At 55.3% G+C, this 25542-nt stretch carries 29 protein-coding genes and 1 riboswitch; of the genes, 24 read left to right on the forward strand and 5 right to left on the reverse strand.

Features of this window, described 5'->3' with window-relative positions; translation table 11 throughout:
- Positions 1-3: 3 nt before the first annotated feature.
- The 12 genes from lptE to lipA all read left to right on the forward strand — a co-directional run bounded on the left by lptE (position 4) and on the right by lipA (position 10904).
- Positions 4-564: an LPS assembly lipoprotein LptE gene (gene lptE, locus FCL49_RS08875; protein WP_174353225.1), complete on the forward strand. Its 561-nt coding sequence runs from the start codon at positions 4-6 to the stop codon at positions 562-564.
- Entirely contained in the window at positions 561-1595 is a 1035-nt protein-coding gene (gene holA, locus FCL49_RS08880) for a DNA polymerase III subunit delta (protein ID WP_153857714.1), read from the forward strand. Before lptE ends, holA begins: the two co-directional genes overlap by 4 nt.
- Entirely contained in the window at positions 1585-2247 is a 663-nt protein-coding gene (nadD, locus tag FCL49_RS08885) for a nicotinate-nucleotide adenylyltransferase (protein WP_174353226.1), read from the forward strand. The genes holA and nadD overlap by 11 nt, the downstream gene beginning before the upstream one ends.
- Positions 2248-2435: 188 nt before the next feature.
- The gene (gene rsfS / locus FCL49_RS08890; RefSeq protein ID WP_012005640.1) at positions 2436-2753 is read left to right on the forward strand and encodes a ribosome silencing factor; all 318 of its coding nucleotides are present in this window, start codon (positions 2436-2438) and stop codon (positions 2751-2753) included.
- Between the two features lie 3 nt (positions 2754-2756).
- Positions 2757-3227, forward strand: coding sequence for a 23S rRNA (pseudouridine(1915)-N(3))-methyltransferase RlmH (rlmH, locus tag FCL49_RS08895; RefSeq protein WP_004949595.1), 471 nt, complete (start codon positions 2757-2759; stop codon positions 3225-3227).
- 38 nt (positions 3228-3265) lie between these two features.
- On the forward strand, positions 3266-5161 hold the full coding sequence (mrdA, locus tag FCL49_RS08900; RefSeq protein WP_174353227.1) for a peptidoglycan DD-transpeptidase MrdA: 1896 nt from the start codon (positions 3266-3268) through the stop codon (positions 5159-5161).
- A gap of 8 nt (positions 5162-5169) precedes the next feature.
- Complete coding sequence (gene mrdB, locus FCL49_RS08905) at positions 5170-6282, forward strand: peptidoglycan glycosyltransferase MrdB (protein ID WP_153857718.1); 1113 nt, start codon at positions 5170-5172, stop codon at positions 6280-6282.
- A 10-nt stretch (positions 6283-6292) separates the two neighbouring features.
- The gene (gene rlpA / locus FCL49_RS08910; RefSeq protein ID WP_174353228.1) at positions 6293-7378 is read left to right on the forward strand and encodes an endolytic peptidoglycan transglycosylase RlpA; all 1086 of its coding nucleotides are present in this window, start codon (positions 6293-6295) and stop codon (positions 7376-7378) included.
- 178 nt (positions 7379-7556) lie between these two features.
- Complete coding sequence (gene dacA / locus FCL49_RS08915; protein ID WP_174353229.1) at positions 7557-8768, forward strand: D-alanyl-D-alanine carboxypeptidase DacA; 1212 nt, start codon at positions 7557-7559, stop codon at positions 8766-8768.
- Between the two features lie 111 nt (positions 8769-8879).
- Entirely contained in the window at positions 8880-9143 is a 264-nt protein-coding gene (gene ybeD, locus FCL49_RS08920) for a DUF493 family protein YbeD (protein WP_009636895.1), read from the forward strand.
- Positions 9144-9277: 134 nt separating this feature from the next.
- A complete protein-coding gene (lipB, locus tag FCL49_RS08925) occupies positions 9278-9946 on the forward strand; it encodes a lipoyl(octanoyl) transferase LipB (RefSeq protein WP_012005635.1) in 669 nt (222 codons plus the stop codon).
- Complete coding sequence (gene lipA, locus FCL49_RS08930; RefSeq protein ID WP_012005634.1) at positions 9939-10904, forward strand: lipoyl synthase; 966 nt, start codon at positions 9939-9941, stop codon at positions 10902-10904. Before lipB ends, lipA begins: the two co-directional genes overlap by 8 nt.
- 85 nt (positions 10905-10989) lie before the next feature.
- Here the strand turns inward: lipA and tatA are convergent, their stop codons facing one another.
- A complete protein-coding gene (gene tatA / locus FCL49_RS08935; protein WP_012005633.1) occupies positions 10990-11199 on the reverse strand; it encodes a Sec-independent protein translocase subunit TatA in 210 nt (69 codons plus the stop codon).
- Positions 11200-11418: 219 nt separating this feature from the next.
- On the opposite strand from tatA, the gene FCL49_RS08940 reads away from it, so the two are divergent.
- The 4 genes from FCL49_RS08940 (at position 11419) to FCL49_RS08955 (ending at position 15192) form a co-directional block, all read left to right on the forward strand.
- On the forward strand, positions 11419-12480 hold the full coding sequence (locus tag FCL49_RS08940) for a diguanylate cyclase (RefSeq protein WP_174353230.1): 1062 nt from the start codon (positions 11419-11421) through the stop codon (positions 12478-12480).
- Between the two features lie 95 nt (positions 12481-12575).
- Positions 12576-12638, forward strand: a riboswitch (Fluoride riboswitch).
- A gap of 75 nt (positions 12639-12713) precedes the next feature.
- Positions 12714-13097 (forward strand): fluoride efflux transporter CrcB, encoded by a 384-nt coding sequence (gene crcB / locus FCL49_RS08945; protein ID WP_174353231.1) that lies wholly within the window; start codon positions 12714-12716, stop codon positions 13095-13097.
- 302 nt (positions 13098-13399) lie between these two features.
- On the forward strand, positions 13400-13996 hold the full coding sequence (locus FCL49_RS08950; RefSeq protein WP_174353232.1) for a TetR/AcrR family transcriptional regulator: 597 nt from the start codon (positions 13400-13402) through the stop codon (positions 13994-13996).
- 5 nt (positions 13997-14001) lie between these two features.
- The gene (locus FCL49_RS08955) at positions 14002-15192 is read left to right on the forward strand and encodes a multidrug effflux MFS transporter (protein ID WP_174353233.1); all 1191 of its coding nucleotides are present in this window, start codon (positions 14002-14004) and stop codon (positions 15190-15192) included.
- 66 nt (positions 15193-15258) lie between these two features.
- On the opposite strand, the gene cspE is transcribed toward FCL49_RS08955, so the two are convergent.
- Complete coding sequence (gene cspE, locus FCL49_RS08960; RefSeq protein ID WP_002210315.1) at positions 15259-15468, reverse strand: transcription antiterminator/RNA stability regulator CspE; 210 nt, start codon at positions 15466-15468, stop codon at positions 15259-15261.
- Between the two features lie 346 nt (positions 15469-15814).
- Between cspE and FCL49_RS08965 the strand changes: the two genes are divergently transcribed.
- The 5 genes from FCL49_RS08965 (at position 15815) to FCL49_RS08985 (ending at position 20882) form a co-directional block, all read left to right on the forward strand.
- A complete protein-coding gene (locus FCL49_RS08965; RefSeq protein WP_174353234.1) occupies positions 15815-16978 on the forward strand; it encodes a M20 peptidase aminoacylase family protein in 1164 nt (387 codons plus the stop codon).
- 185 nt (positions 16979-17163) lie between these two features.
- Positions 17164-18489 (forward strand): LLM class flavin-dependent oxidoreductase, encoded by a 1326-nt coding sequence (locus FCL49_RS08970; protein ID WP_174353235.1) that lies wholly within the window; start codon positions 17164-17166, stop codon positions 18487-18489.
- A 92-nt stretch (positions 18490-18581) separates the two neighbouring features.
- Entirely contained in the window at positions 18582-19109 is a 528-nt protein-coding gene (locus tag FCL49_RS08975) for a GNAT family N-acetyltransferase (RefSeq protein ID WP_174353236.1), read from the forward strand.
- A 48-nt stretch (positions 19110-19157) separates the two neighbouring features.
- A complete protein-coding gene (locus tag FCL49_RS08980; RefSeq protein ID WP_174353237.1) occupies positions 19158-20045 on the forward strand; it encodes an amino acid ABC transporter permease in 888 nt (295 codons plus the stop codon).
- A 9-nt stretch (positions 20046-20054) separates the two neighbouring features.
- Positions 20055-20882: an amino acid ABC transporter ATP-binding protein gene (locus FCL49_RS08985; RefSeq protein WP_302479843.1), complete on the forward strand. Its 828-nt coding sequence runs from the start codon at positions 20055-20057 to the stop codon at positions 20880-20882.
- Between the two features lie 30 nt (positions 20883-20912).
- On the opposite strand, the gene FCL49_RS08990 is transcribed toward FCL49_RS08985, so the two are convergent.
- Complete coding sequence (locus tag FCL49_RS08990; protein ID WP_174353238.1) at positions 20913-21422, reverse strand: VOC family protein; 510 nt, start codon at positions 21420-21422, stop codon at positions 20913-20915.
- Between the two features lie 166 nt (positions 21423-21588).
- Here FCL49_RS08990 and FCL49_RS08995 point away from each other — a divergent pair, with 166 nt between their 5' ends.
- Positions 21589-22068 carry a cold-shock protein gene (locus FCL49_RS08995; RefSeq protein ID WP_017891897.1) on the forward strand — a complete coding sequence of 160 codons (480 nt, stop codon included), beginning with the start codon at positions 21589-21591 and terminating at the stop codon, positions 22066-22068.
- An 88-nt stretch (positions 22069-22156) separates the two neighbouring features.
- Positions 22157-22318: a YnfU family zinc-binding protein gene (locus tag FCL49_RS09000; RefSeq protein WP_174353239.1), complete on the forward strand. Its 162-nt coding sequence runs from the start codon at positions 22157-22159 to the stop codon at positions 22316-22318.
- Between the two features lie 5 nt (positions 22319-22323).
- Here the strand turns inward: FCL49_RS09000 and FCL49_RS09005 are convergent, their stop codons facing one another.
- Together FCL49_RS09005 and FCL49_RS09010 are read right to left on the reverse strand one after the other, a co-directional pair.
- Positions 22324-23772: a GGDEF domain-containing protein gene (locus FCL49_RS09005; protein WP_254611000.1), complete on the reverse strand. Its 1449-nt coding sequence runs from the start codon at positions 23770-23772 to the stop codon at positions 22324-22326.
- Positions 23773-24369: 597 nt separating this feature from the next.
- Positions 24370-24921 (reverse strand): flavodoxin family protein, encoded by a 552-nt coding sequence (locus FCL49_RS09010; protein ID WP_174353241.1) that lies wholly within the window; start codon positions 24919-24921, stop codon positions 24370-24372.
- Positions 24922-25370: 449 nt separating this feature from the next.
- Here FCL49_RS09010 and FCL49_RS24575 point away from each other — a divergent pair, with 449 nt between their 5' ends.
- Positions 25371-25532: a YnfU family zinc-binding protein gene (locus FCL49_RS24575; RefSeq protein WP_217434276.1), complete on the forward strand. Its 162-nt coding sequence runs from the start codon at positions 25371-25373 to the stop codon at positions 25530-25532.
- Positions 25533-25542: the final 10 nt, after the last annotated feature.

Below are 25542 nucleotides of genomic sequence, written 5' to 3' on the forward strand. Positions count from 1 at the left end.
ATTGTGCGACAACGTATTCTGACGCTGTTGCTGGGGTTGGCGGTGCTGGTCACCGCCGGCTGCGGTTTTCACCTGCGTGGCACCACGCAGGTACCCCCGGAAATGAAAACGCTGATTCTGGACAGCTCAGACCCTTATGGTCCGCTGACCCGTTCGGTGCGTGAGCAATTACGTCTGAGCGACGTGACCATTGTCAAAGATGCAAAACGTAAGGATCTCCCTTCCCTGCGCATCATTGGCGCCACTGAAAGCCAGGATACCGCCTCTATCTTCCAGGACGGTAAAACCGCTGAGTACCAAATGGTGCTGACGGTCCAGGCACAGGTGCTGATCCCGGGTCACGATCTGTATCCGCTGAACGTAAAAGTATTCCGTTCGTTCTTCGATAACCCGCTAACCGCACTGGCAAAAGATTCCGAACAGGAAATCATTCGCCAGGAAATGCGTGAGCAGGCCGCCCAGCAACTGGTGCGTAAACTGCTGACGGTGCACGCGGCGGAAGAAGAAACGCAGCAGAAAGCCGCTGCGGCCGGTGAAAAAGCGGCCAGTCGCGTAGATCAATGATCCGTATTTACCCTGAACAACTTGCCGCGCAGCTCCGAGAGGGGCTGCGCGCTTGTTATTTATTGAGTGGCAATGAACCGCTGCTGTTGCAGGAAAGCCAGGATCTGATCCGCCAAACGGCACAGCAACACCAGTTCACCGAGCACTACAGCATCTCGCTGGATGCCCATACCGACTGGGACGCCATTTTCAGCATCTGTCAGGCGATGAGTCTGTTCGCCAGCCGTCAGACGCTGTTGCTGATCTTCCCTGAAAACGGGCCGACCGCCCCGATAGGCGAACAGCTGATCAAGCTGGCTGCGCTGCTGCATGACGATATTTTGCTGATACTGCGTGGGCCACGTCTGACCAAAGCGCAGGAAAACAGCGCCTGGTTCAAGGCGCTCAGCCCGCACGGCGCTTACGTCAGTTGCCAGACACCGGAACAGGCGCAGTTACCCCGCTGGGTAGCCCAGCGCGCCAAAACCATGAAGCTGGAACTGGACGACGCGGCCAATCAGTTGCTGTGCTACTGCTACGAGGGCAATCTGCTGGCGCTGTCGCAGGCGCTGGAACGACTGTCGTTGCTGCATCCGGATGGCAAGCTCACGCTGCCGCGCGTTGAACTGGCGGTCAATGACGCCGCGCACTTCACGCCATTCCATTGGCTGGACGCCCTGCTGGCGGGGAAAAGCAAACGGGCCTGGCATATCCTGCAACAGATGCAGCAGGAAGATGTCGAGCCGGTGATCCTGCTGCGCACCTTACAGCGCGAATTGCTGCAATTGCTGAACCTGCAACGGCGCATGGCGTCAGTGCCGCTGCGTACGCTGTTCGACCAGTACAAGGTCTGGCAAAACCGCCGTAACCTGGTCACCCAGGCATTGCAGCGGTTATCCGGTGCCCAGCTACGGCAAGCGGTTCATCTGCTGACGCAGATTGAAATCACCCTCAAGCAGGATTACGGCCAGTCGGTCTGGTCGGAACTGGAAACCCTGTCGATGCTGCTGTGCGGCAAACCTCTGGCCACGAGTTTTTCCGATGCCCACTAATTCGCAAGACACCACCGTCCTGCACGCCCTGTTCGGCGGCACCTTTGACCCAATCCATTACGGCCATCTGCGCCCGGTGGAAGCACTGGCGGCAGAGGTAGGCCTGAATCGGGTTACCCTGTTGCCGAACCATGTGCCGCCACACCGCCCTCAGCCCGAGGCTAACGCTCAGCAACGGCTGAAGATGGTTGAATTGGCGATCGCCGGTAATCCGCTGTTTGCGGTTGACGATCGCGAACTGCACCGCACCACGCCCTCCTATACCATAGAGACGCTGGAAGCCATTCGTAAAGAACGTGGCGCTGCATTACCGCTGGCGTTTATCATTGGCCAGGACTCGCTGCTGACGCTGCACAAATGGCACCGCTGGCAGTCATTGCTGGATACCTGCCACCTGCTGGTGCTGGCCCGTCCGGGCTACAATGACCGAATGGACACGCCGGAACTGCAGCAGTGGCTGGAACAGCATCAGGTGACCGATGCCGCGCTGCTCAGCCGGCAGCCACAGGGCTATATCTACCTGGCCGATACGCCACAGCTGGAAATTTCAGCGACGGAAATCCGCCAGCGTCGCCATCAGGGCCTCAACTGTGACGACCTGTTGCCGCGTTCGGTACAGCGCTATATCGAGTTACAGGGTTTATATCGCTAGCGAGAGCCGCATGATATACTGCGCCGCTATTTTTCAGGTATTCGCTGAAAACCCCGGAAACCTTAGCTGGCCGGGCAGTCACCAGCTGGCTTTCAGCGGCATCCTGCCGACTTATCATTGATTCAGGCCGCAAAACGGGCAGTTGCCCGCCGCAGTCGAATGAACAGAACACTCCCGAGGGGGAACCTTTGCAAGGTAAAGCGCTCCAAGATTTCGTCATCGATAAAATTGATGACCTGAAAGGCCAAGACATTATCGCTCTGGATGTCCAGGGTAAATCCAGCATCACCGATTGCATGATCATCTGCACCGGTACCTCTACCCGTCACGTGATGTCGATCGCCAACCACGTGGTGCAAGAATCCCGTTCTGCGGGCATGGAACTCTATGGCATGAAAGGCCAGGAAGCTTCCGACTGGATAGTGGTTGATTTGGGCGAAGTGATCGTCCACGTGATGCAAGAAGAAAGCCGTCGTTTGTATGAGCTGGAAAAACTCTGGAGCTAAGCGGTGAAACTGCAACTGGTCGCTGTCGGCACTAAAATGCCAGACTGGGTGCAGACCGGCTTTATGGATTATCTGCACCGCTTTCCGAAAGATATGCCGTTTGAGCTGACCGAAATCCCGGCGGGCAAGCGCGGCAAGAATGCCGATATCAAACGCATTCTGGAAAAGGAAGGCGAGCAGATGCTGGCGGCGGTAGGCAAAGGCAATCGCATTGTCACGCTGGATATCCCCGGTACGCCGTGGGAAACGCCGCAGCTGGCGCAGCAGCTCGAACGCTGGAAGCAGGATGGCCGCAACGTCAGCCTGCTGATTGGCGGCCCGGAAGGGCTGGCCCCGGCGTGCAAGGCCGCAGCCGAACAAAGTTGGTCGCTCTCACCGTTGACATTGCCGCATCCTTTAGTGCGCGTCCTGGTGGCTGAAAGCCTCTATCGCGCCTGGAGTATTACAACAAATCATCCTTACCACCGGGAATAACCGGTGGTAACCGTGACAGAGTGAAATAAAGCAGCGGGATGAAAATAGAACGTAACCCTTTTCGCGACTATACGGCTGAATCCGCCCTGTTTGTACGCCGCGCCCTGGTGGCGTTCCTGGTCATCCTGGTGCTGACCGGCACCCTTATCGCCAATCTGTATAACCTGCAAATCGTCCGCTTTGAGGATTACCGTACCCGTTCCAACGAAAACCGCATCAAACTGGTGCCGATCGCGCCCAGTCGCGGCATTATCTACGATCGCAACGGCACCCCGCTGGCGCTCAATCGCACCATTTATCAACTGGAGCTGATGCCGGAAAAGGTCGATGACCTGAAGGCCACGCTACAGGCACTGCGTCCGGTGGTCGATCTGACCGATGACGACATCACCAACTTCGAGAAAGAGCGCAAACGCTCACGCCGTTTCGTCTCCATTCCGGTGAAAACCGCCCTGAACGAAGTCCAGGTGGCGCGTTTTGCGGTTAACCAGTTCCGCTTCCCTGGCGTCGAGGTCAAAGGCTACCAGCGTCGCTACTATCCTTATGGCTCCGCTCTGACCCATGTGATTGGCTACGTATCAAAAATCAACGACCGCGATGTTGAACGTCTGGATAAAGACGGCAAGCTGGCCAACTACGCAGCCACTCACGACATCGGCAAGCTGGGTATCGAACGCTATTACGAAGAAACGCTGCATGGCAAAACCGGCTACGAAGAGGTTGAAGTCAACAACCGCGGCCGGGTGATCCGCCAACTGCATGAACAGCCCCCTTCCGCCGGTCAGGACGTTTACCTGACGCTGGATCTCAACCTGCAACGCTATATCGAGCAGTTGCTGGTTGGCAGCCGCGCGGCCGTGGTAGTGAGCGATCCGCGCACCGGCGGCATTCTGGCGATGGTCTCTAACCCCAGCTATGATCCGAACCTGTTCGTTGATGGCATCTCCAGCAAAGATTATCAGGGGCTGCTCAACGATCCGAACCGGCCGTTGATTAACCGCGCCACGCAAGGGCTATATCCACCGGCATCCACGGTTAAACCGTACATTGCCGTCTCGGCGCTCAGTGCCGGGGTGATCACCAAAAACACCAGCCTGTTCGATCCCGGTTGGTGGCAGTTGCCCGGCTCGGAAAAACGCTTCCGCGACTGGAAAAAATGGGGTCACGGCCGCCTGAACGTCACCAAGGCGCTGGAAGAGTCAGCGGATACCTTCTTCTATCAGGTGGCCTACGACATGGGTATCGATCGCCTGTCGACCTGGCTGACCAAGTTCGGTTACGGCGATTATACCGGCATCGATCTGTCCGAAGAACGTTCCGGCCTGATGCCGACCCGCGACTGGAAATTCAAGCGCTATAAAAAACCCTGGTATCAGGGCGACACCATTCCGGTGGGCATCGGCCAGGGCTACTGGACGGCAACGCCGATCCAGATGGCCAAGGCACTGACCACGCTGATTAACGACGGCAACGTCAAAACGCCACACCTGCTGCAGAGCACCCGCATCAATGGTGCGCTGGTGCCCTTTACCCAGGAAGAGAGCAAGCAGATCGGCGATATTCATTCAGGCTTCTGGGAAATTGCCAAAGACGGCATGTATGGTGTAGCCAACCGTCCGAACGGGACGGCGCGTAAGTACTTCTCGGATGCACCTTACAAAGCCGCGGCGAAATCGGGTACCGCACAGGTATTCGGCTACGAAACCTACAACGCCCACAAACTGGCGGAACACCTGCGTGACCATAAGTTGATGACCGCCTTTGCACCGTACAACAATCCAACGGTATCGGTGGCCATCATTCTGGAAAACGGCGGCTCCGGTCCGGCGGTCGGGACGATCACCCGTCAGATCCTCGACCATATTTTGCTGGGCGATAACAATACGCAATTACCATCTGAAGCCCCACTGCCACCAGGCGTAGAGGGTGATTAAGGTAGAACATGACTGAAAGCCAACAAAAGGGCTCGATCTGGACCAAAATCCATATCGACCCCACATTCCTGCTATTGATTCTGGCCCTGCTGGTCTACAGCGCGTTCGTAATGTGGAGCGCCAGCGGCCAGGATATGGGCATGATGGAGCGCAAGATCGGCCAGATTGTCATGGGGCTGATAGTCATGGCCGTCATGGCGCAAATCCCGCCGCGGGTTTATGAAAGCTGGGCGCCGTATTTATATATTTTCTGCGTGATCCTGCTGATACTGGTAGACGCTTTCGGTCAGATCAGTAAAGGCGCGCAACGCTGGCTGGATCTTGGCTTTGTGCGTTTTCAGCCGTCAGAGATCGCTAAAATTGCCGTGCCGCTGATGGTGGCGCGCTTTATGAACCGTGACGTCTGCCCGCCTTCGCTAAAGAATACCGCGATTGCGCTGGTGCTGATTTTCCTGCCGACCCTGCTGGTCGCCGCGCAGCCCGATTTGGGGACTTCAATACTGATTGCCGCCTCCGGCCTGTTCGTGCTGTTCCTGTCCGGCATGAGCTGGAAGCTGATTGCCGTTGCCGCCGTGCTGCTGGCGGCCTTTATCCCGGTGCTGTGGTTCTTCCTGATGCACGGCTATCAGCGCGACCGCGTGATGATGCTGCTGGATCCGGAAACCGACCCACTTGGTGCCGGTTACCATATTATTCAGTCGAAAATCGCCATCGGCTCAGGCGGCCTGTCCGGCAAGGGCTGGCTGCACGGCACCCAGTCACAGTTGGAATTCCTGCCGGAACGCCATACGGACTTTATCTTCGCGGTCCTGGCCGAAGAGCTGGGGCTGATTGGGGTTCTGGTGCTGCTGGCGCTGTACCTGCTGGTTATCATTCGTGGATTGATGATCGCCGCCAAGGCGCAAACCACCTTTGGCCGGGTAATGGTCGGTGGCCTGATGCTGATTTTGTTCGTTTATGTGTTTGTTAACATTGGTATGGTCAGTGGCATTTTGCCGGTAGTTGGCGTACCTTTGCCTCTGGTCAGTTACGGGGGTTCGGCGCTGATTGTGCTTATGGCTGGGTTCGGCATTATCATGTCGATCCACACGCATCGAAAAATGATGTCCAAGAGTTTATAAGGGGTGAGTAATGCGTAAGGAATGGCTTTGGGTCGGCGTCGTCGCGGTATTACTTTCCGCCTGTACCGCCCCGACCACGGAACAGCAAGCGCCACCGCAGCAGCCGTATAACGGCCCGGTGGTGGAGATCGGTGGCGTTGAGCCTCAATATGAACCCTATAACCCTAATAACATGCAGGATTATAAGGTTAATGGCGACACTTACCGCATCGTCAAGGATCCGCAGAACTTCTCGCAGACCGGTCTGGCCAGCTCCTACGGTGAAGAAGCCCGGGGCAATACCACCGCGCTGGGAGAACAGTTCGATCCTAATGGCTTAACCGCCGCACACCCAACGCTGCCGATCCCAAGCTACGTACGCGTGACCAACCTGGCCAATGGCCGCCAACTGGTGGTGCGGGTTAACGATCGCGGGCCTTACACCCAGGGCCGCATTATCGATTTGTCAAAAGCCGTCGCCGACCGCCTGAACCTGTCCAACAATACCAAGGTCAAGGTTGATTTCATCAACGTGGCCCCGGACGGCACTCTGAGCGGCCCAGGCACCATCGGTACTACCGTTGCCAAACAAAGCTATGCCCTGCCCGCACGCCCGGAACTCGGCTCCAGCGGCATGGGAACCCCAATGCAACAGGATGTCCCGGTTCCTAACGGCGCCGCAGTACGTCCGATTGACAACAGCAGCCTGAACACCGGCGACAACGCCCCGGTAACTACCACCGGCAACAGTCGCAGCGGTTTCCTGGGTGCGCCTAGCGCCGTACCGGCCGGCGTACTGGAAGGCTCAGAGCCTGAACCTACCGTCAGTGCCGCCGCCATTGCCGCACCGGTCGCGGCCACCGCCGCCGTTGCCGCCAATGCTTCTGCTGGTGGTAGCTATGTGGTGCAGGTCGGCGCGCTGAGCAGTGCTGAACGTGCGCAGACCTGGCAACAAAGCCTGAGCCAAAAGTTTGGTGTTCCGGGCAAAGTGGCCGCCAACGGCAGCGTCTATCGCGTACAGCTCGGCCCGTTCAGCAGTCGTCAGCAAGCGGTCGAACTGCAGCAGCGTTTGGCCAGCGAAGCGCAGCAACAATCTTTTGTCACTGCCGCACCTTAAAACAACTGTCCGGCAGGCGAACGCGACTGATTAGCGTTTCTTTAGCTGAAACATTTTCTTTCAGCTAAAGCCTGTAAAGCGCGTTTAGTCAGAGGATTGGCTAATGCCTGCCGGGATCTCATCTGTTATAGTGTGGCTCGTTTTTAATTTTACCCTCATGGATGTTGTAGTCTCGATCATGAAACAAGTAACTTCTTTTCGCTTAATCAAGAGCATAGCGCTCGGCACCGTTATCGCGATGAGTGCAACCTTCGTTGCGCATGCCGATGACGTTAATATCAAGACCATGATCCCAGGAGTACCGCAGATCGATGCGGAAGCCTACGTCCTGATTGATTACAACTCCGGTAAAGTTTTGGCGGAAATGAACGCCGACGCCCGCCGTGACCCTGCCAGTCTGACCAAAATGATGACCAGCTACGTCATCGGCCAGGCGCTGAAAGCGGGTAAAATCGGCCAGGAAGACATGGTTACCGTGGGGCAAGACGCCTGGGCTACCGGCAACCCGGTATTCAAGGGTTCTTCGCTGATGTTCCTGAAACCAGGCGACCGCGTACCGGTCTCCAAGCTGACTCGCGGCATCAACCTGCAGTCCGGTAACGACGCCTGCGTGGCGATGGCCGACTACGTAGCCGGCAGCCAGGACGCGTTCGTTAACCTGATGAACACCTACGTCAGCAAGCTGGGCCTGCAAAACACCCACTTCCAGACGGTACACGGCCTGGATGCACAGGGTCAGTACAGTTCTGCGCGCGATATGGCGTTGATCGGCCAGGCGCTGATCCGCGACGTGCCGGACGAATACGCGATTTACAAAGAAAAAGAGTTCACCTTCAACAATATCCGCCAGATGAACCGTAACGGTCTGCTGTGGGATACCAGCCTGAACGTGGACGGCATCAAAACCGGTCATACCGATGCGGCAGGTTACAACCTGGTCGCTTCTGCAACCGAAGGCCAGATGCGTCTGATCTCTGCGGTGTTGGGCGGTCGGACTTATAAAGGCCGTGAGACCGAGAGCAAGAAACTGCTGACCTGGGGCTTCCGCTTCTTCGAAACCGTTGCACCACTGAAAGTGGGCAAAGAGTTTGCGTCTGAACCCGTATGGTTCGGCGATGCGGATCGCGTTGAGTTGGGCGTAGACAAAGACGTTTACCTGACCATCCCACGCGGCCGGATGAAAGATCTCAAAGCCAGCTACGTGCTGAACACCCCGGAAATTCATGCGCCACTGGCGAAAAACCAGGTTGTCGGCAGCATCAACTTCCAGCTCGATGGCAAAACCATCGATCAGCGCCCACTGGTGGTGATGAACGAAGTGAAAGAAGGCGGTTTCTTCAGCCGTATCGTGGATTACATCAAACTGATGTTCCACCACTGGTTCGGTTAACAGTTGAAATGGGCGAAATTGCCCCCATATACTGATTAACATTAACTCCCGCTCCGGCGGGAGTTATAATTTATAGAATCGCTATACCGATAGCCGCACTCTGGAGCGCACATGAAAACTAAACTGAACGAACTGCTCGAATTCCCTTGCTCATTTACCTACAAAGTAATGGGCCTGGCACAACCCGAGCTGGTGGACCAGGTGGTTGAAGTGGTGCAGCGCCATGCTCCCGGGGATTACAACCCACAGGTTAAACCTAGCAGCAAAGGCAATTACCACTCCGTGTCCATCACCATCACCGCCACCCATATCGACCAGGTGGAAACCTTGTATGATGAGCTGGGCAACATTGAAATTGTCCGCATGGTGCTGTAATTCCAGCACAAAACCCTGCTTTTCAGCCCGGGCCAGAGCATCCTCTGCCCGGGTTGCGCATTTTTGGTCAGCTAAATGCTGGTCGCGGGCCAGAGCGCCCGGTATAATGGCGACACCACTTCTGTAACCTGACGATGACTCTTTTGCAACCAGACAAGATCATTTTGCGTCAGCTGGGGTTGCAGCCCTATGAGCCTGTATCCCAAGCCATGCACAACTTCACCGATCGCCGAACCGAAACCACGCCCGATGAGCTGTGGCTGGTTCAGCATCAGCCCGTATTTACCCAGGGCCAGGCCGGTAAAGCAGAGCATCTGTTAATGCCGGGTGACATTCCGGTTGTCCAGAGCGATCGCGGCGGCCAGGTCACCTATCATGGGCCGGGGCAGCAGGTGATGTACGTGATGATCGATCTGAAACGCAACAAGGTTGGCGTTCGCCAACTGGTCACGGCTATCGAAGATACCGTTATTAATACCCTCGCCCACTTTCACATTGAATCGCGCGCCCGTCCGGATGCGCCTGGTGTTTACGTGGGGGAGCAAAAAATCTGTTCGTTGGGTTTGCGGATCCGTAAAGGCAGTTCATTCCACGGCCTGGCCCTGAATGTGGCCATGGATCTCAGCCCCTTCCAGCGTATCAACCCTTGCGGTTACGCCGGTATGCAGATGGCGCAGGTCAGCGCGCTGGCGCCCGGCGTTGGCATAGAAGACGTACACCCAGTCCTGGTACAGGAATTTGTTCATTTACTCGGCTACCCGAAGGTCGAGCTTCGTAACTGGAACCTGCACGATTATGAGTAAACCAATTCAGATGGAACGCGGCGTCAAATACCGTGATGCAGACAAAATGGCGTTGATCCCGGTAAAAACGGTGGTCACTGAACGGCAGGAGCTGTTACGTAAACCCGAGTGGATGAAAATCAAACTTCCTGCCGACTCTACGCGCATTCAGGGCATTAAAGCCGCAATGCGTAAAAACGGTCTGCATTCGGTGTGCGAAGAAGCTTCCTGTCCGAACCTGTCTGAGTGCTTCAACCACGGTACCGCCACCTTTATGATCCTCGGTGCCATCTGTACCCGCCGCTGCCCATTCTGCGACGTAGCGCACGGTCGCCCGGTGGCACCCGATGCCAACGAGCCGGAAAAACTGGCTCAGACCATCGCCGATATGGGTCTGCGTTACGTAGTAATCACTTCGGTTGACCGCGACGACTTGCGTGACGGGGGTGCCCAGCACTTTGCCGACTGCATCGCGGCTATCCGCGCTAAAAACCCGACCATCAAGATTGAAACGCTGGTGCCGGACTTCCGCGGTCGTATGGATCGCGCATTGGAGATCCTGACCGAAACGCCACCGGATGTGTTCAACCACAACCTGGAAAACGTACCGCGCGTCTATCGTCAGGTGCGTCCGGGCGCTAACTACGAGTGGTCATTGAAGCTGCTGGAGCGGTTTAAAGAAGCGCATCCGCACATCCCAACCAAGTCTGGCCTGATGGTCGGTCTGGGGGAAACCAATGCGGAAATCGTTGAAGTAATGCGCGATCTGCGTCGCCATGGCGTGACCATGCTGACTCTGGGCCAGTACCTGCAGCCAAGCCGTCATCACCTGCCGGTTCAGCGTTACGTCAGCCCGGCCGAGTTCGATGAAATGAAAGAAGAAGCGATGGCGATGGGCTTTACCCATGCCGCTTGCGGTCCGTTTGTCCGTTCGTCCTACCATGCCGATTTGCAGGCAAAAGGGATGGAAGTGAAGTAATTATTTGTTACCTTTCCAACGGCGGAAACGGCAAAAAACGGATGTCCATGCGGCATCCGTTTTTTATTGCCCGGCAGAAAGCGGATTAAACGTCTTTCTTTTCGACGCTCTGCGGGTTTGACTGACTTTCTGCCGTATTTGCCGCTGGCGGAGTAGTATCATCACCCACCGCCTTTTTGAAGCCCTTCAGCGCAGCACCCAAATCCGCGCCCAAAGTACGCAGTTTGCTGGTACCGAACAGCAAGATGATCAACACCGCAATCACCAGAAGTTTGGTAATACTGATCCCTTCCATACTCACCTTCTTATTCATATAGCGCTGCGGCCGCAGCGAGAAAACAAAACTTGCCTGAGGATATTTACCTACTTTCTGTAAGCCAAAACAACAGCAACATGTAACAGAGTGAGATCCCGCGCCAATATGCAACTTTAAATAGCTTTGCCGCGATTCAGACTATTCTGAGTTTATAAGCCGCATGGTACGCTGTCCTCTTGCTCATCATGGAGTTGCCGGATGTATACGCCATCAGTCATTGATACCCGACGTTCCGGCCTCAGCTTCGCCAGACGCACCTACCTGCCACGCATCGTCGGCCTGGGGGTCGGTTTTATCTGCGTGTTCTCGGTGCTTTATACGCAGCAGACCTCCCCCTGGGTTTGGAGTCTGCTGATTTTCCACGGTTTTATCTGGCCACACCTGGCTTACCAATGGGCACGCCGCTCCGTTATGCCCTTCAAGGTTGAAATCCGCAACCTGCTGATCGATTCGTTTTTCGGTGGGCTGTGGGTGGCGGTAATGGCCTTCAATGCGTTGCCGTCAGTAGTCATCCTGTCGATGATGAGCATGAACAATATTGCCTCTGCCGGTAAATCTCTGTTCTTTAAAGGATTGGCGGTGCAAGTGCTCAGCGCACTGGCGATAAGTGCTCTGCTGGGCTTCCCTTTTCAGCCGCAAAGCACGCCGCTGCAGACTTATCTGTGCCTGCCCATGATCTATCTCTACCCTATCCTATTGGGGTTAGTAACCTACCGCACCGCCAAACGGCTGGCGGAGAAAAAACAGGAGTTGCTGCGCATCAGCATGCGTGACGGCCTGACCGGGCTGTACAACCGCCGCCATTGGGAACATTTGCTGCATCACCAATTTGACAGCTGCCGCCGCTATCAGCACAGCGCGACCCTGATCCTGATGGATATCGATCGCTTCAAGACCATCAACGACAGCTTCGGCCATGCGCTGGGGGATGAGGCACTGGCGGTACTGGCGGAAGAGTTGCTAATCGGTCTGCGCGCCGTGGATATTGTCGGACGTTACGGTGGCGACGAGTTTGGTGCCGTGTTGCCCAACACCAGCGCCGAACAGGCCAGCATAGCCCTGTTGCGTATTCAGGAACGGCTGAACGAGATTGTGTTCCGCGAAGCACCGCAGTTAAAACTGAACATCAGTGCCGGCATTGCGGATTATCACGGCGATATGAAAGGCTATCTGGACTGGTTAAAAGCCGCCGACAACGCGCTGTACCGGGCGAAGAACAAGGGGCGCAACCGCCTGGAGCTGGCCGTACACGACCACTGACACCAGAGGAACAATTTTCTCTTTCCCGTCACTTTTGATACTACAAACCAGGCATCATCGGGTGTAAGATCCCGCCAGCGCGGCAAACAGCGGCGCCGAACGACGGAGATGACATTCCTCCTTAACCGCCTTCACGGGCTGATGATGTCTACGTAACCTCTCGGAGAGGTGCGTAGCATTGCGCCTGAACCTTTCTGAGCTTGTCCCCCATTTAATGAAAGGCAGTTTCGACCATGTTGAGTTCTTTACTGGCAGTTTTTATTGGCGGCGGTATGGGTAGCGTTCTGCGCTGGGCCATAAGCATGAAGATGAATCCACTTAACGCGCACATCCCGCTGGGGACGCTGGCAGTCAATCTGCTGGGTGGCTTTATTATCGGTTTGGCTATCGCCATCTTCACCCGTCTGACGCACCTGGATCCCACCTGGAAGTTGCTGATCACCACCGGTTTTTGCGGTGGCTTGACCACCTTTTCCACTTTCTCTCTGGAAGTGGTGTATTTGCTGCAGGATGGCCGTTTCGCCTGGGCGTTGACCAATATGTTGCTCAATCTGGCTGGCTCACTGGCGATGACCCTGCTGGCATTTATGCTGGTGGTGTGGATTAACGGGCAATAATTTAATTTCGGCGTCTTAATGTTTCCTTAATCTGCGCTGAGCATAATCTCATCCAGTATCCCCACTGGATGAGAACTCAGATGTTTAGCCTGCCAAAAACGCCCGCTGAAGTGACCGCCACCCTGCTGTGCCTGCTGATTGTGGGTGCCTTCATCAAGGTTTATCTGTTCGCCTGAAGTTAACTCCTGCAAACCCCTCCTTTACAGTTACGCTCTTGCCTATTGCCATTGTTGCATTACAATTGAGAATGAACGTTCGCACCCAGAAGGCGAACCGCATTTCACTTGGCAAAGGATCGGGACATGATATCCACCAGCGACAGCAGGCAGGCCAAAGCACAGGCCCGCCGCGATCAGATTGTCGACGCCGCAAAACTCTGTTTTCGTCAGCACGGTTTTCACGCCGCCAGCATGGCGGAAATCGCGCAGGGTTCCCAGCTTAGCGTCGGCCAGATCTACCGCTACTTCGACAATAAAGATGCGATCATCGAAGAGATCGTTAACCGTATCATCGCCAGTAAAATGCGGCGGCTGGAAGATCTTGGCGATCATATCAACCTGATCGCCGGTACCCTGGCGGCGCGCACCCTGTTTCAACAGCCGGGTGAGAGCGAAACCGACCATATGCTGATGCTGGAGGTCACCGCCGAGGCTACCCGTAACCCGATAGTGGCCAAAATGCTCAGCGATGCCGAAACGCGGTTGTTCCACCATGTTTGCCAAAACCTGCAGCGAATTTACCCGCACTTCAGCGAGCAGGAGATCGCCGCCCGAGTGGAGTTTGTCGCCGTATTAAGCGAAGGCACCGGTTACCGCATACTGACCACACAAAAAGCCGATATCAGCCTGCTGAACGGCCTATACCAACAAGCTATCTCTCACCTGTTCAGGAAACCTTAATCCTTATGACCAGACAACTTGCCAGACAACGTCTGGTGTACGCACTCGTGCTTGGCCTGCTCGCCTCACTGGGCCCGCTGTGCATCGACCTCTACCTGCCCGCCCTGCCGGAGATGGCCGGCGATCTGAATACCTCTACCGCTACCGCGCAGCTCAGCCTGACCGCCGGCCTGCTCGGTTTGGGTGTCGGCCAGCTGATTTTTGGCCCCTACAGCGACAAGCTCGGCCGTATGCGCCCGCTGCTGGTGTCGCTGACGCTGCTGCTGGTCGCCTCACTGTGGTGTGCACTGGCCCCCAATATCGATCAGTTGCTGATTGCCCGTCTGTTGCAAGGGCTGGCCGGCGCCGGTGGTGCAGTCATTTCTCGCGCTATCGCACGTGACCTTTATTCCGGGCATGAACTGACGCGGTTCTTCGCCCTGCTGATGTTGGTCAATGGCCTGGCACCTATCGTTGCGCCGGTATTGGGCGGTGCCATGCTGCAGTTTATGGACTGGCGCGGGATTTTCGGCGTGCTGGCGGCCATTGCCGTGCTGTTATTCACGCTTGCCAGCCTGAAGTTGGATGAGTCATTGCCTGCCGAACGCCGCAGCCAGGGCGGTATTTTTGCCATGTTGCGGTCACTGGGCGGATTGCTGACCCAGCGTCAGTTTATGGGCCTGTGCCTGACGCAAGGTTTTGTAATGGCCGGCATGTTCGCCTATATCGGCGCCTCTCCTTTCGTGCTGCAGCAGATTTATGGCCTCAGCCCGCAGATGTTCAGCCTGTGCTTTGCCATCAACGGCGTCGGACTGATTATTTCCGCGCAGATCGCCAGCCGCCTGAGCATACATTTTGGTGAAAGGAAGGTATTGAAAGGAGGGCTAACACTGGCGGCGATTTCTTCGCTGCTGTTGCTGTTGGCAGCCAGCCTGCACGCGCCGTTGGCACTGCTGATGGTGCCGCTGTTCTTCTCGGTGGCGGTGATCGGTATTGTCGGCCCTACTGCGTCTTCATTGGCGATGCAAAGCCAGGGCGATAAAGCGGGTAGCGCCTCTGCGCTGATTGGCGTGAGCATGTTCGCACTAGGTGCCTGCAGCGTGCCCTTGACGGGGCTGGGCGGCACTTCCAGCGTCTCAATGGCACTGACCATTGTTGGCTGTTACGCCGTCGCCATCACGCTGTTTAAACTGCTGGTACGCAAAGCGCAGGCATAAAGCGACGGAAAAAAGGCAATAAAAAACCCGCTCAGTGAGCGGGTTTTAAGAATTTCGGCTGTAGCATTAGATAGCGATAACGTTAGCAGCAGATGGGCCTTTGGCACCGTTCGTGATTTCAAATTCTACACGCTGGCCTTCAGCAAGAGTTTTGAAACCATTGCTAGCGATGGCAGAGAAGTGAACGAAAACGTCCTTGCTACCATCTTCCGGAGTAATGAAGCCGAAGCCTTTGGATTCATTAAACCACTTAACGCTACCTTTAATCTTAGACATCAAACTTACCTTTAACGTGAATGAAAGACACTAAACATGTGTCCAATACAGTACAGCAATTAGACGGGATTTTGTCCACAACCTGGATCACATAAAATCGATAAAGAGTGAAAAAGTCCGTGTCCTTCGGTGTAAATCGCTTACCCCCCTTGCCATTGTCTCTGCAGGTAGTCCAATCCTCTTCAAACCACGTCGAACAACGGTCGAACGCCTGTTTCACCCGCCGTCATCCTGCCTTGCCGGCGTGATGCAGACACAATCGCTATGTAATATAACCAGATAGTCTTTTTGCTTCCGGCCGCCCTGCACTAGGGTTAGAGCTTACTAACCACTGTGAGCCAAGACTATGACCAGCCAACTGGCCGAAAAAATCATCGCCTACCGCCGTGAACTGCATCAGAACCCTGAGCTGTCCAACCACGAATTTGCCACTACCGCCCGCCTGACCCGCTGGCTGGAAGAGGCCGGTATCCGTATTCTTCCGCTGGAGCTGAAGACCGGCGTGGTGGCTGAAATCGGCAGTGGCAAGGGGCCAATCATTGCGCTGCGTGGGGATATTGACGCCCTGCCGATTGAAGAAATTTCCGGTGTGCCGTTCAGTTCGCAAAACAGCGGCGTGATGCACGCCTGCGGACATGATTTTCACACCTCGGTGATGCTGGGCGCGGCGCATTTATTGAAAGCGCGCGAAGCCACCCTGCCCGGCACGGTACGCATTTTCTTCCAGCCGGCGGAGGAAACCTTCAACGGTGCCCAGCACCTGATCGACGCCGGGGCGCTGGATAACGTGGCGGCGGTATTCGGTCTGCACAACGCGCCGGAGCTGCCGACCGGTACCTTTGCCACCCGCGCCGGAGCGTTTTACGCCAACGTCGATCGCTTCCAGATCCTGATCACCGGCAAGGGGGCGCACGCCGCCAAACCGGAGCAAGGGGTGGACACCATCGTCACGGCCAGCCAGATTGTCAACGCGCTGCAAACCCTGCCCAGCCGCAGCTTCAGTTCGCTAGAGTCGTTGGTAGTGAGCGTCACGCGTATTGAGGGTGGTAACACCTGGAATGTTCTGCCACAGACCGTAGAGCTTGAAGGGACTGTACGGACCCATAGCGATAAGGTTCGCCGCCAGGTGCCGGATAAAATTCGCCAGGTGATTAACGGCGTCGCCGCATCCCTTGGCGCACAAGCGGAACTACGCTGGCAGGCCGGCCCACCGGCGGTGGTCAATGATGCACGCTGGGCAGCCTTCAGTAAAACCGTCGCCGCCGAAGCCGGCTACCGGGTGGAAGAGGCTGAACTGCAGATGGGCGGGGAAGACTTTGCGCTTTATCTGCACCACGTGCCGGGCGTGTTTGTCAGTATTGGTTCGGCCAGTGAATTTGGTCTGCACCACCCGCGCTTCAACCCGGATGAACAGGCGATTTTCCCGGCCTCGCAATATTTCGAACTGTTGGCTGAGCGCACGCTGCAGCAATTAGTCACCACCCCGGAAAAAGCCACCAGCGAGGCATAGAACTCGGCCGGTTATTATTTCGCGGCGCAGTGTATTCTGCGCTGCGAGTTATTATTTTCCCCTCGGTTAGATTTGCCAATTTCAACATTAGAATATGCGGTTTTGTTGTTTTACATCCTGATGGTGCTCGTCAATAGTGGAGCTCTAAAGATAGCGCCACACCGGCACTTAACAGGGTGAAAGCAATGAGCAACAGTGCGAAAGAACAACGACAATTGCGCCTTGGCGCCATTTTGCATGGTGCATCGGGAAATATGTCTGCCTGGCGACATCCGGACGCCACTGCCGATGCCAGTATTAATCTCGATTTTAATATTGCCACGGCAAAAAAAGCCGAACAGGGTAAATTGGATTTCGTATTTGTAGCCGACGGCTTATATATCAATGAGAAATCTATCCCACATTTTCTCAATCGTTTTGAACCCTTAACCCTGCTTGCCGCACTGTCCGCCGCCACCGATAAAATCGGGCTGGTGGGCACCTTATCCACCTCGTACAGCGATCCCTTTACCGTTGCGCGCCAGTTCGCCAGCCTGGATCACCTCAGCAAAGGCCGGGCCGGCTGGAACGTGGTGACCTCACCGCTGGAAGGGTCGGCAAAGAACTTCTCGCGCGCCGAGCATCCTGAACACAGCCTGCGCTACCGCATTGCCAGCGAATACCTCGACGTCACCAAAGGATTATGGGACTCGTGGGAAAGCGACGCTTTTGTGCGCAACAAGAGCAGCGGTGAATTCTTCAGCGCCGGTAAACTGCATACCCTGAATCACCAGGGCGAGTTCTTCTCGGTACAGGGGCCATTGAATATCGGCCGCACGCCACAAGGACGGCCGATTCTGTTCCAGGCCGGCGCTTCGGAAGACGGCAAGCAATTGGCAGCCAAACACGCCGACGCCATTTTCACCCACCATGAGAGCCAACAACAGGCACAGGCGTTTTATCAGGACGTTAAAAAGCAGTTGGTGGAACAAGGTCGTGAACCGGATGACCTGCGGATCTTTCAGGGCGTCAGCGTGATTGTCGGTGACGACAATGAAGACGTGGAGCGCCAGTATTGGGAAACCGCCCGCCTGGTCAGTATCGAAAATGCCCTTAACTACCTTGGCCGCTATTTCGAGCACTATGATTTCGCCCGTCATCCGCTCGATGAACCCTTTCCGGACGTCGGTGAACTGGGGCAAAACAGCTTCCGCAGCACCACCGACGCCATCAAGCGCAATGCCCGCGAACGCAATCTGACGCTACGGGAAGTCGCGCTGGAAGCCGCCTCGCCTCGCCCGGTATTTGGCGGCACGCCGGAAGCGGTGGCGGACGGCCTGCAAAACTGGTTCGACACCCAGGCAGCCGACGGTTTCATCATCAGCGGTGGCACGCCAAATTCATTCGGCCACTTTGTCGATCGCGTGGTGCCGATCCTGCAGCAGCGCGGCCTGTTCCGCAGCGATTACAGCGGTGACACGCTGCGCGACCACCTGGGTCTTAAGCTGCCTGCCAATCAGTTCACGCAATAACAATAATAATTTCTCAGGGATATCCGCTATGCGAACAACCTTTAGCGTCCTGCCCACCCAACGAAATGACCTGGGCGATTAGGAGCATACAGATGGCAAATGACGTTTTTATCCAAACGCTGCCAAGCGATCCGCTGGTCCAGCCGGTGATCGCCGGGCTATTCGGTGAGTATCGCCAACGCTATGGCGACTATTTTGGTGACCAGGAACAGGAAGCGCTGGATTTGTACGCCCCGCCGCAAGGCGCCTTTATCGTGCTGTTGCGCGCCGGGGAGCCGATCGCCATGGGGGCCTTCAAACGCTACGATCCGCAAACTGCCGAGCTGAAACGCATCTGGACACGAACCGATCTGCGCCGTCAGGGCCTGGCACAACGGGTATTGCAGCAACTGGAAACGCTGGCGCAGCAACAGGGTTACCGCCAGCTCTACCTGACCACCGGCTTTCGCCAGCCGGAGGCGGTGGGCTTGTATTTGAGCAACGGCTATCAGCCGCAGTTCGATACCAGCGTCGATACTGAAGTCTATAGCCGCCCCCCTTACGATGGCCGGCTGCCATTTCGCAAAAGCCTGATAACAGCGGACGCACTCTGTTGCGTGCCGGAAAGGAAGATTGCCTAGGGGGCATTCCCCCTTCCTCACCCTTTTATCTGTTTCAGGAGAGTTGTGATGTCCAAACAAGAAGTCTTAAAAGTGGTTCCCGCACGGTACCCGCTGCGACTGGCTGGTGCGTTGTTCACGGTGTTTATTCTGGCGGCGATCCTCCAGTCTGTGGCGACCAACGAACGCTGGGAATGGGGGGTATTCGCCGAATGGTTCTTTGCCCCGGCGGTATTATCAGGACTGGGGCAAACCCTGCTGCTGACGCTGCTCGGCACGCTGTTCAGTATCCTCTTCGGGACGCTGCTGGCCCTGGCGCGGTTATCGCGCTCTTACCTGCTGGCTTCGCTGGCATGGGGTTATATCTGGCTGTTCCGCTCGCTGCCGCTGATCCTGGTGCTGATCGTTCTGTATAACTTCTCTTATCTGTACGATTCCATCTCACTGGGCATCCCCTTTACCTCGCTGGTGTTCGCCAGCTATCCGACCATCGATATCCTCAGCCAGTTCTCGGTGGCGGTACTGGGGCTGACGCTGGTGCAGTCGGCCTATACCGCAGAAATCATCCGCGGCGGCATTATCGGGGTCGAGTATGGCCAGCATGAAGCGGCGGCGGCACTGGGCCTGCCGGGCTATCGCCGCACTTTCCGCATTATTTTGCCCCAGGCGCTGCGCTCAATCATTCCGACCGGCTTCAATGAAATTATCAGCCTGGCAAAGGGCACTTCGATTGTCTACGTGCTGGCGCTGCCGGAGCTGTTTTATACCATTCAGGTGATCTACAACCGCACCCAGCAGGTGATACCGCTGCTGATGGTCGCCACCGTCTGGTACCTGTTCATCACCACCGCGCTGTCGGTCATTCAATATTACATCGAACGCTATTTCGCCCGGGGCGCAGTGCGCGAACTGCCGCCAACGCCATGGCAGAAACTGGCCGGCTGGTTAAAACGTTAGGAGGATCCCATGTCCGAAGCCATTGATTATTATGCCCTGCGCGAAGCGGCGGTACACAGCATCGTGCCAGTACCGGCGCGCGGCCTGATTGAAATCAGCAACGTGAGCAAATTTTTCGGAAAACACAAGGCGCTGGACGACGTCAGCCTGACGCTGCAGCCGGGCACCGTCACGGTGATCCTCGGGCCTTCCGGCTCCGGCAAGTCCACCCTGCTGCGGGCCATCAACCACCTGGAGCGTGTTGATGAAGGCTTTATCCGGATCGACGGCGACTATGTCGGTTACCGGCGCAAAGGTGACAAGCTGTATGAGCTAAAAGAGAACGCCATTCTCAAGCAGCGTATCAACGTCGGCTATGTGTTTCAGAACTTCAACCTGTTCCCCCATCTGACGGTACTGGAGAACATCATTGAAGCCCCGATAGTGCATAAAATTTACTCGCGGGCCGAGGCCAAAGAGGTGGCTTATCAGCTGCTGGACACCGTCGGCCTGCGCCACAAGGCAGACGCCTTCCCGCGCCATCTGTCCGGTGGGCAACAGCAGCGCATCGCCATTGCCCGCGCTTTGGCGCTGAACCCGAAGGTGATTTTGTTTGATGAACCGACCTCGGCGCTCGATCCAGAGCTGGTCGGTGAAGTATTGGACGTCATCAAGGGGCTGGCAGATCTTGGCGTAACGCTGGTGGTGGTCACCCATGAAATTGGCTTTGCGCGCGAGGCGGCGGATCAGATTGTCTTTATGGTCGATGGGCAAATCGTTGAACAGGGCGATGCCCGTCGGGTGCTGAACCATCCGCAACACCCTCGCACCATCAACTTCCTCAATAAAGTGCTGTGACCAACGGGGCGTCAGCGGCGCCCCGCTCTGTTAGAGCAACGCGAAACGGCGTTTTTCAGCGGTAAAATCCAGCGGTTTGATGCCACGCTGATTGCGATCCTGCTCGGTCAGTAGCGCCGGAGGAATAAACCAGGTCACTTCAAACAGTAACCCATCCGGATCGTGCCCATAGATGCTTTTGTGCACGCCATGATCTTCCTCCAACCCAAGAATGCCGCGCTGCGCCAACTGGTCGCGAATGCGCTCAAGTTCGTCCAGGCTGTCGACCTCCCAGGCCAAGTGGTACAACCCGGCCGGCGGCTCGTTTTCCGCCGGCGGCTCACCGTTGGCGCGAAATACCCCGGCCCGCTGCTGCCCCAGATTCTTGCTGAACAGCGCCAGATCGTGATCGTTATCCGAATCGGCCGCCTGGGTAAACACCGCTTTATCCGGGCTGCCTGAGGGCTTGAGCTTAAACCCCAGCACCTGATGATAAAAATCCGCGCTCTGCTGTACATCGCTGACATACAGCACCGCATGGTTTAGCCGTTTAATGCCCATCGATTTTCCCTTTCAGAAATGAGTAAAGTCAGAAAGAAAATAGCATGTGGCGACAACCCCGCTAAATGCCGTAATCGCATTATCAAATGCCCGGCACGCAATCTGTCACTGCAAGGCATTCCGCGCTATCATATGCACTGTATTGAGCGACTTTATGAGAATGATGATGAACGGCAAGATAACGACTTTTTTTGAAGACAAAGGCTTCGGCTTTATTACCGATGAGAACGGGGAAAATCGTTATTTTCACGTGATTAAAGTGCAGAACCCGGAGCTGATTAAGAAAAACGCGGCGGTGACTTTCGAACCGACCAACAACACCAAAGGCCCATCGGCGTTTGCGGTCAAGGTGCTGGCGTCGAGCAAGTACATCATCATCGCCAACGAAAGAATCAAGATCACCAGCATCAAATCCTTCAACACCTTCACCAAAGAAGTGCCGGTGAAAGCGGATGTGGATAAAGAAAATACCGTGCTGTCGGTCGGCCTGTTGATGAACCGCATTCGCCCGCAGTCCGAAGAAGCGCCGCAAACCATGCAGACGCTGCGTATGCTGACCATCACCACCTTCCAGAACGACACCCATACCTTCTCTGAACATGAGATCGACATGGATGAAACCCTGAAAGTGCTGAAAAGCCTGTAATCCCTTTTCAGGCGTATAAAAAACATTCTAAGCAATTTGATACCACCTGTGTTAGCGTGGGCTTTCACCTGACACAGGCCATTTTATTATGTCTGATACCAGCAGTGTTAAAGGCTTTATCAACCGCTCTACCAAAATCGCCTGCCCGAAATGCGCCTACGTCACCACTCAAAAATGCTCGACGCTGCGGCAAAATGTCATGCTTATCTGCCCAAATTGCGGTACCGAGTTTGAACCCAAGCAGAACTGAAGCTCTTATTTAAACATGATGTGGCCAACGCTGTTGCCACTCACCGCGTTAAACGACTCTACCCGGTTACGTCCCTGCGACTTGGCGCGATAAAGCGCGATATCTGCCATATTCATTAGCTGTTCCAAGGATTTAACTTCGTTCATCCCCAGACTGGCGACGCCAACGCTGATGGTGATATTCAACGGCACCTTGCCAGTGGGGTGCAAATCGGCCTTTTGTACCAATTGCCGCAAATGTTCTGCCAGTGCCACTCCCTGCGCCGCCAGCGCTCGCGGCAGCATAATGGCAAACTCTTCCCCACCCAAACGGCCAAACAGCTGATCGTGCCGCAACTCGCGCCGCACAATATGAGCGAATGAAGCCAGTATCTGATCGCCCGCCAGATGCCCATGGGTATCATTAATCTGTTTAAAATGGTCAATATCGATCAGCAGCAGCGACACCGCCTCCTTCGATTTATGTTTGTGCTCCAGCAGTTCGCCAGCCTTGCGAGTCAGTGCGTTGCGCGCCAGTACGCCAGTCAGAAAATCGTGATTGGCGCTGTGCTCCAGTCGCCGCATCAGCTTGCGGTTAACGGCAATTGAGCTGGCAAGGATCAGCGGCCCCATCACCAGCATGGCGATCCCCAAACGGGCTGACATCAGCGTGTCGAGGAAGGCAACGTGGTTGTTCGGCGTTTCATACAACATCAGGTTGGCGGAAATACTGCTGATCTCGGTCATCCCCGTCAGCAACGTCAGCAAGGTCACCGTGAACAGTTGGTAGCGCACCGCACACCACAGCAGCGCAGGAATGGGGAATGCAATCGCCCCCGGACCGCCGATATACACACTGAACACCAATGAAAACAACAGCGCCAGCAGCGGCATACCGGCGCGCAGCTGCCAGTTGATTTGCATTCGCAACAGTTGTTTGAGACGCGGTGCCGCCAGCAGCACCGGCAACAACAGCAGGTTGGTCGAGAACTGCTCGCTGAACCAGGCTAACCAGGCGATAACGGCCGTGTTGTTGTACAGGCTGTCATTACGCAGTATCGATAAGGTCGACGCCACCGCCGCGCTACTCAGGCTGGCGGTAAACATATAAAGGATTGTCTGGGGCTTGCCCATCCGGCGCTGCGACTTTGGCAGCAGCGACATCACGCCGTAACCGGTGGCAATCAGCGACATATTGCAGGCGTTCAGCCACATCGCCAGCGACAGGCTCTCGCCGTTGGCCAAATCGGCGCCGATCATGCCAATATAGATGGCCAGCCAACCGGATGGCCTGGCATAAGCAGGTTTACGTAATAACAGGCCGAGCAAAATCGCATTCACCGGCCAAAACAGCGAAAGCGATCCTATTGGACGGGTAAAAATACCCAGCAGGGAAAGCAAAAAGGCCAGCAGAAAAAGCGTTATCAGCTGGATAGCCGCAGGCAAGCCATGTTTGTCGCTTATTCTGGCGTTCATCGCCTTACCCATATATTTATAATATCCAGAGCAATTCTATGCATATTCCCTCGCCCGGCATAATGCAAATGACATAAAAACCAGAGGCAGACTTAAAAAATACAGGCAGATCAATCACAAAGATACATTCACTTTTATTTAACGGAATGTTCTTAACTCAAGCCGTCAACGGCAGAGTACATGACAAAAATAATGTTCAACGATATCTAACAGCATAGCGTAAAGCATCGCCAATCAGCACAACGCAAAAACCATAAAAATAAAAAGGGTATTTTACTTGCTGCACGAACCATTCTGTTGATTATTATTTTTCAGCCAGTGAGTCCTGACAACAATTAAATTCGGGAATATAAAAAAAGCCCGCACAGTGCGGGCTCGCTTGAAGAGCAGCTAATTGACAGTTACGACACAGCCATTGCATGACCGTGTTGCTGCTCATTGTATCGCCGGAAGCTTAAGCCCACCTTAGCAACAAAAAACCCGGTCTAGGAACCGGGAATGTTTGTACGAAATGCAGTGTTAGCCCAAGCAGGCTAATAACATTCACCACTTTACGCTGCAATTGTGTAGAAAAAATGAGCGCAAGGGGAACGACTATTAAGCCAGTTTGGCGGCAAAACCCGCCACGCGCTGCCCGTAAAGGCTGGCCGTTTCCAAATCGCCAGACAACATTTCATCCACACCGGCGTCGGCAGGCGTTTGCACCAGCAGCCCTACCGAGCCTCCCAGGTTGTTGATATCGGTACGCTGCGCCGACTTGGTATTCGCGGGCATCAGCCCCAGGCTGACCCACAGGCCGCCATGCTGCGAGGCCAGAGTTTGCAGAGCGATCAGCGTAACCTGCTTATCACCGTTCAGGCTGGCGCTGTTGGTGAACCCACCAAAAACCTTGTCCTGCCACTTACGGCCGAACCAGGCTTTTGAACTGGCATCGGCAAACTTTTTAAACTGCCAGGACGGGCCACCCATATAGGTCGGCGAACCAAAGATAATGGCATCCGCCTCATCGAGTTTTTGCCAGGCTTCATCGCTGATATTGCCTTCCTGATCGATAGCGATCAGTTCCGCTTGCGCGCCCTCGGCAACAACCTTTGCCAAACGCTCGGTGTGGCCGTAGCCGGAATGAAAAATAACCACTGTCTTCGCCATTAGGAACTCCCAGATCGTTGCAGTAGAGTGCCGACGGCACCCGAGGATAGTCCTATCCAATCTAATCAACTGACCCTGGGGTGAATACCAAATTTATCTGACAGAGTTATTCAAAAAAACCGGACGCTCGCACAAAAAAAATCCCGCTCAAGGCGGGATAAACTTAACAGGGATGGGGTAATACACTACAGGGAATGGATAACACACAACATCATCGGGTAGGACTACACTACCAATCCCAATGTATAGAACTGTCATCCCTGAGTAAGTTTGCTCCGGCAGATGTAACGCCGGATGGAAATGTGACATTTTTACTCTGTACTTCCTTACTCCAGACCACCACAATCCCCGCGTCACGCTCACAAAAATGATTAATAAACAATCAATAAAGGGCTATTGCCGGTGCCGAATGGTAGAGTGAGGTTCCCTACATCTACCCGGTGAAAGATATGTCTATCTTTGATGCCCTTAAGATGTTCAGCAGCACAACGGTAAAAGTGACGTGTCCAGAATGCGCTCACGTGTTTGAGCAAAATAGCCGCAAAGTGCGTAAAAACATCACCCTGATTTGCCCCAAATGCGGCCACTATTTCCTTCCTGACGAAAAATAGTGCCTTCAAC

Origin of the sequence: Serratia proteamaculans (assembly GCF_013337185.1) — a bacterium.
Taxonomy (GTDB): Bacteria; Pseudomonadota; Gammaproteobacteria; order Enterobacterales; family Enterobacteriaceae; genus Serratia; species Serratia proteamaculans_D.

Coding starts and splice junctions, on each gene's coding strand:
- holA (WP_153857714.1), top strand. CDS start 561: ATGATCCGTATTTACCCTGAACAACTTGCCGCGCAGCTCCGAGAGGGG.
- nadD (WP_174353226.1), top strand. CDS start 1,585: ATGCCCACTAATTCGCAAGACACCACCGTCCTGCACGCCCTGTTCGGC.
- mrdA (WP_174353227.1), top strand. CDS start 3,266: ATGAAAATAGAACGTAACCCTTTTCGCGACTATACGGCTGAATCCGCC.
- mrdB (WP_153857718.1), top strand. CDS start 5,170: ATGACTGAAAGCCAACAAAAGGGCTCGATCTGGACCAAAATCCATATC.
- rlpA (WP_174353228.1), top strand. CDS start 6,293: ATGCGTAAGGAATGGCTTTGGGTCGGCGTCGTCGCGGTATTACTTTCC.
- dacA (WP_174353229.1), top strand. CDS start 7,557: ATGAAACAAGTAACTTCTTTTCGCTTAATCAAGAGCATAGCGCTCGGC.
- ybeD (WP_009636895.1), top strand. CDS start 8,880: ATGAAAACTAAACTGAACGAACTGCTCGAATTCCCTTGCTCATTTACC.
- lipB (WP_012005635.1), top strand. CDS start 9,278: ATGACTCTTTTGCAACCAGACAAGATCATTTTGCGTCAGCTGGGGTTG.
- lipA (WP_012005634.1), top strand. CDS start 9,939: ATGAGTAAACCAATTCAGATGGAACGCGGCGTCAAATACCGTGATGCA.
- tatA (WP_012005633.1), bottom strand. CDS start 11,199: ATGGAAGGGATCAGTATTACCAAACTTCTGGTGATTGCGGTGTTGATC.
- FCL49_RS08940 (WP_174353230.1), top strand. CDS start 11,419: ATGTATACGCCATCAGTCATTGATACCCGACGTTCCGGCCTCAGCTTC.
- crcB (WP_174353231.1), top strand. CDS start 12,714: ATGTTGAGTTCTTTACTGGCAGTTTTTATTGGCGGCGGTATGGGTAGC.
- FCL49_RS08950 (WP_174353232.1), top strand. CDS start 13,400: ATGATATCCACCAGCGACAGCAGGCAGGCCAAAGCACAGGCCCGCCGC.
- FCL49_RS08955 (WP_174353233.1), top strand. CDS start 14,002: ATGACCAGACAACTTGCCAGACAACGTCTGGTGTACGCACTCGTGCTT.
- cspE (WP_002210315.1), bottom strand. CDS start 15,468: ATGTCTAAGATTAAAGGTAGCGTTAAGTGGTTTAATGAATCCAAAGGC.
- FCL49_RS08965 (WP_174353234.1), top strand. CDS start 15,815: ATGACCAGCCAACTGGCCGAAAAAATCATCGCCTACCGCCGTGAACTG.
- FCL49_RS08970 (WP_174353235.1), top strand. CDS start 17,164: ATGAGCAACAGTGCGAAAGAACAACGACAATTGCGCCTTGGCGCCATT.
- FCL49_RS08975 (WP_174353236.1), top strand. CDS start 18,582: ATGGCAAATGACGTTTTTATCCAAACGCTGCCAAGCGATCCGCTGGTC.
- FCL49_RS08980 (WP_174353237.1), top strand. CDS start 19,158: ATGTCCAAACAAGAAGTCTTAAAAGTGGTTCCCGCACGGTACCCGCTG.
- FCL49_RS08985 (WP_302479843.1), top strand. CDS start 20,055: ATGTCCGAAGCCATTGATTATTATGCCCTGCGCGAAGCGGCGGTACAC.
- FCL49_RS08990 (WP_174353238.1), bottom strand. CDS start 21,422: ATGGGCATTAAACGGCTAAACCATGCGGTGCTGTATGTCAGCGATGTA.
- FCL49_RS08995 (WP_017891897.1), top strand. CDS start 21,589: ATGAACGGCAAGATAACGACTTTTTTTGAAGACAAAGGCTTCGGCTTT.
- FCL49_RS09000 (WP_174353239.1), top strand. CDS start 22,157: ATGTCTGATACCAGCAGTGTTAAAGGCTTTATCAACCGCTCTACCAAA.
- FCL49_RS09005 (WP_254611000.1), bottom strand. CDS start 23,772: ATGAACGCCAGAATAAGCGACAAACATGGCTTGCCTGCGGCTATCCAG.
- FCL49_RS09010 (WP_174353241.1), bottom strand. CDS start 24,921: ATGGCGAAGACAGTGGTTATTTTTCATTCCGGCTACGGCCACACCGAG.
- FCL49_RS24575 (WP_217434276.1), top strand. CDS start 25,371: ATGTCTATCTTTGATGCCCTTAAGATGTTCAGCAGCACAACGGTAAAA.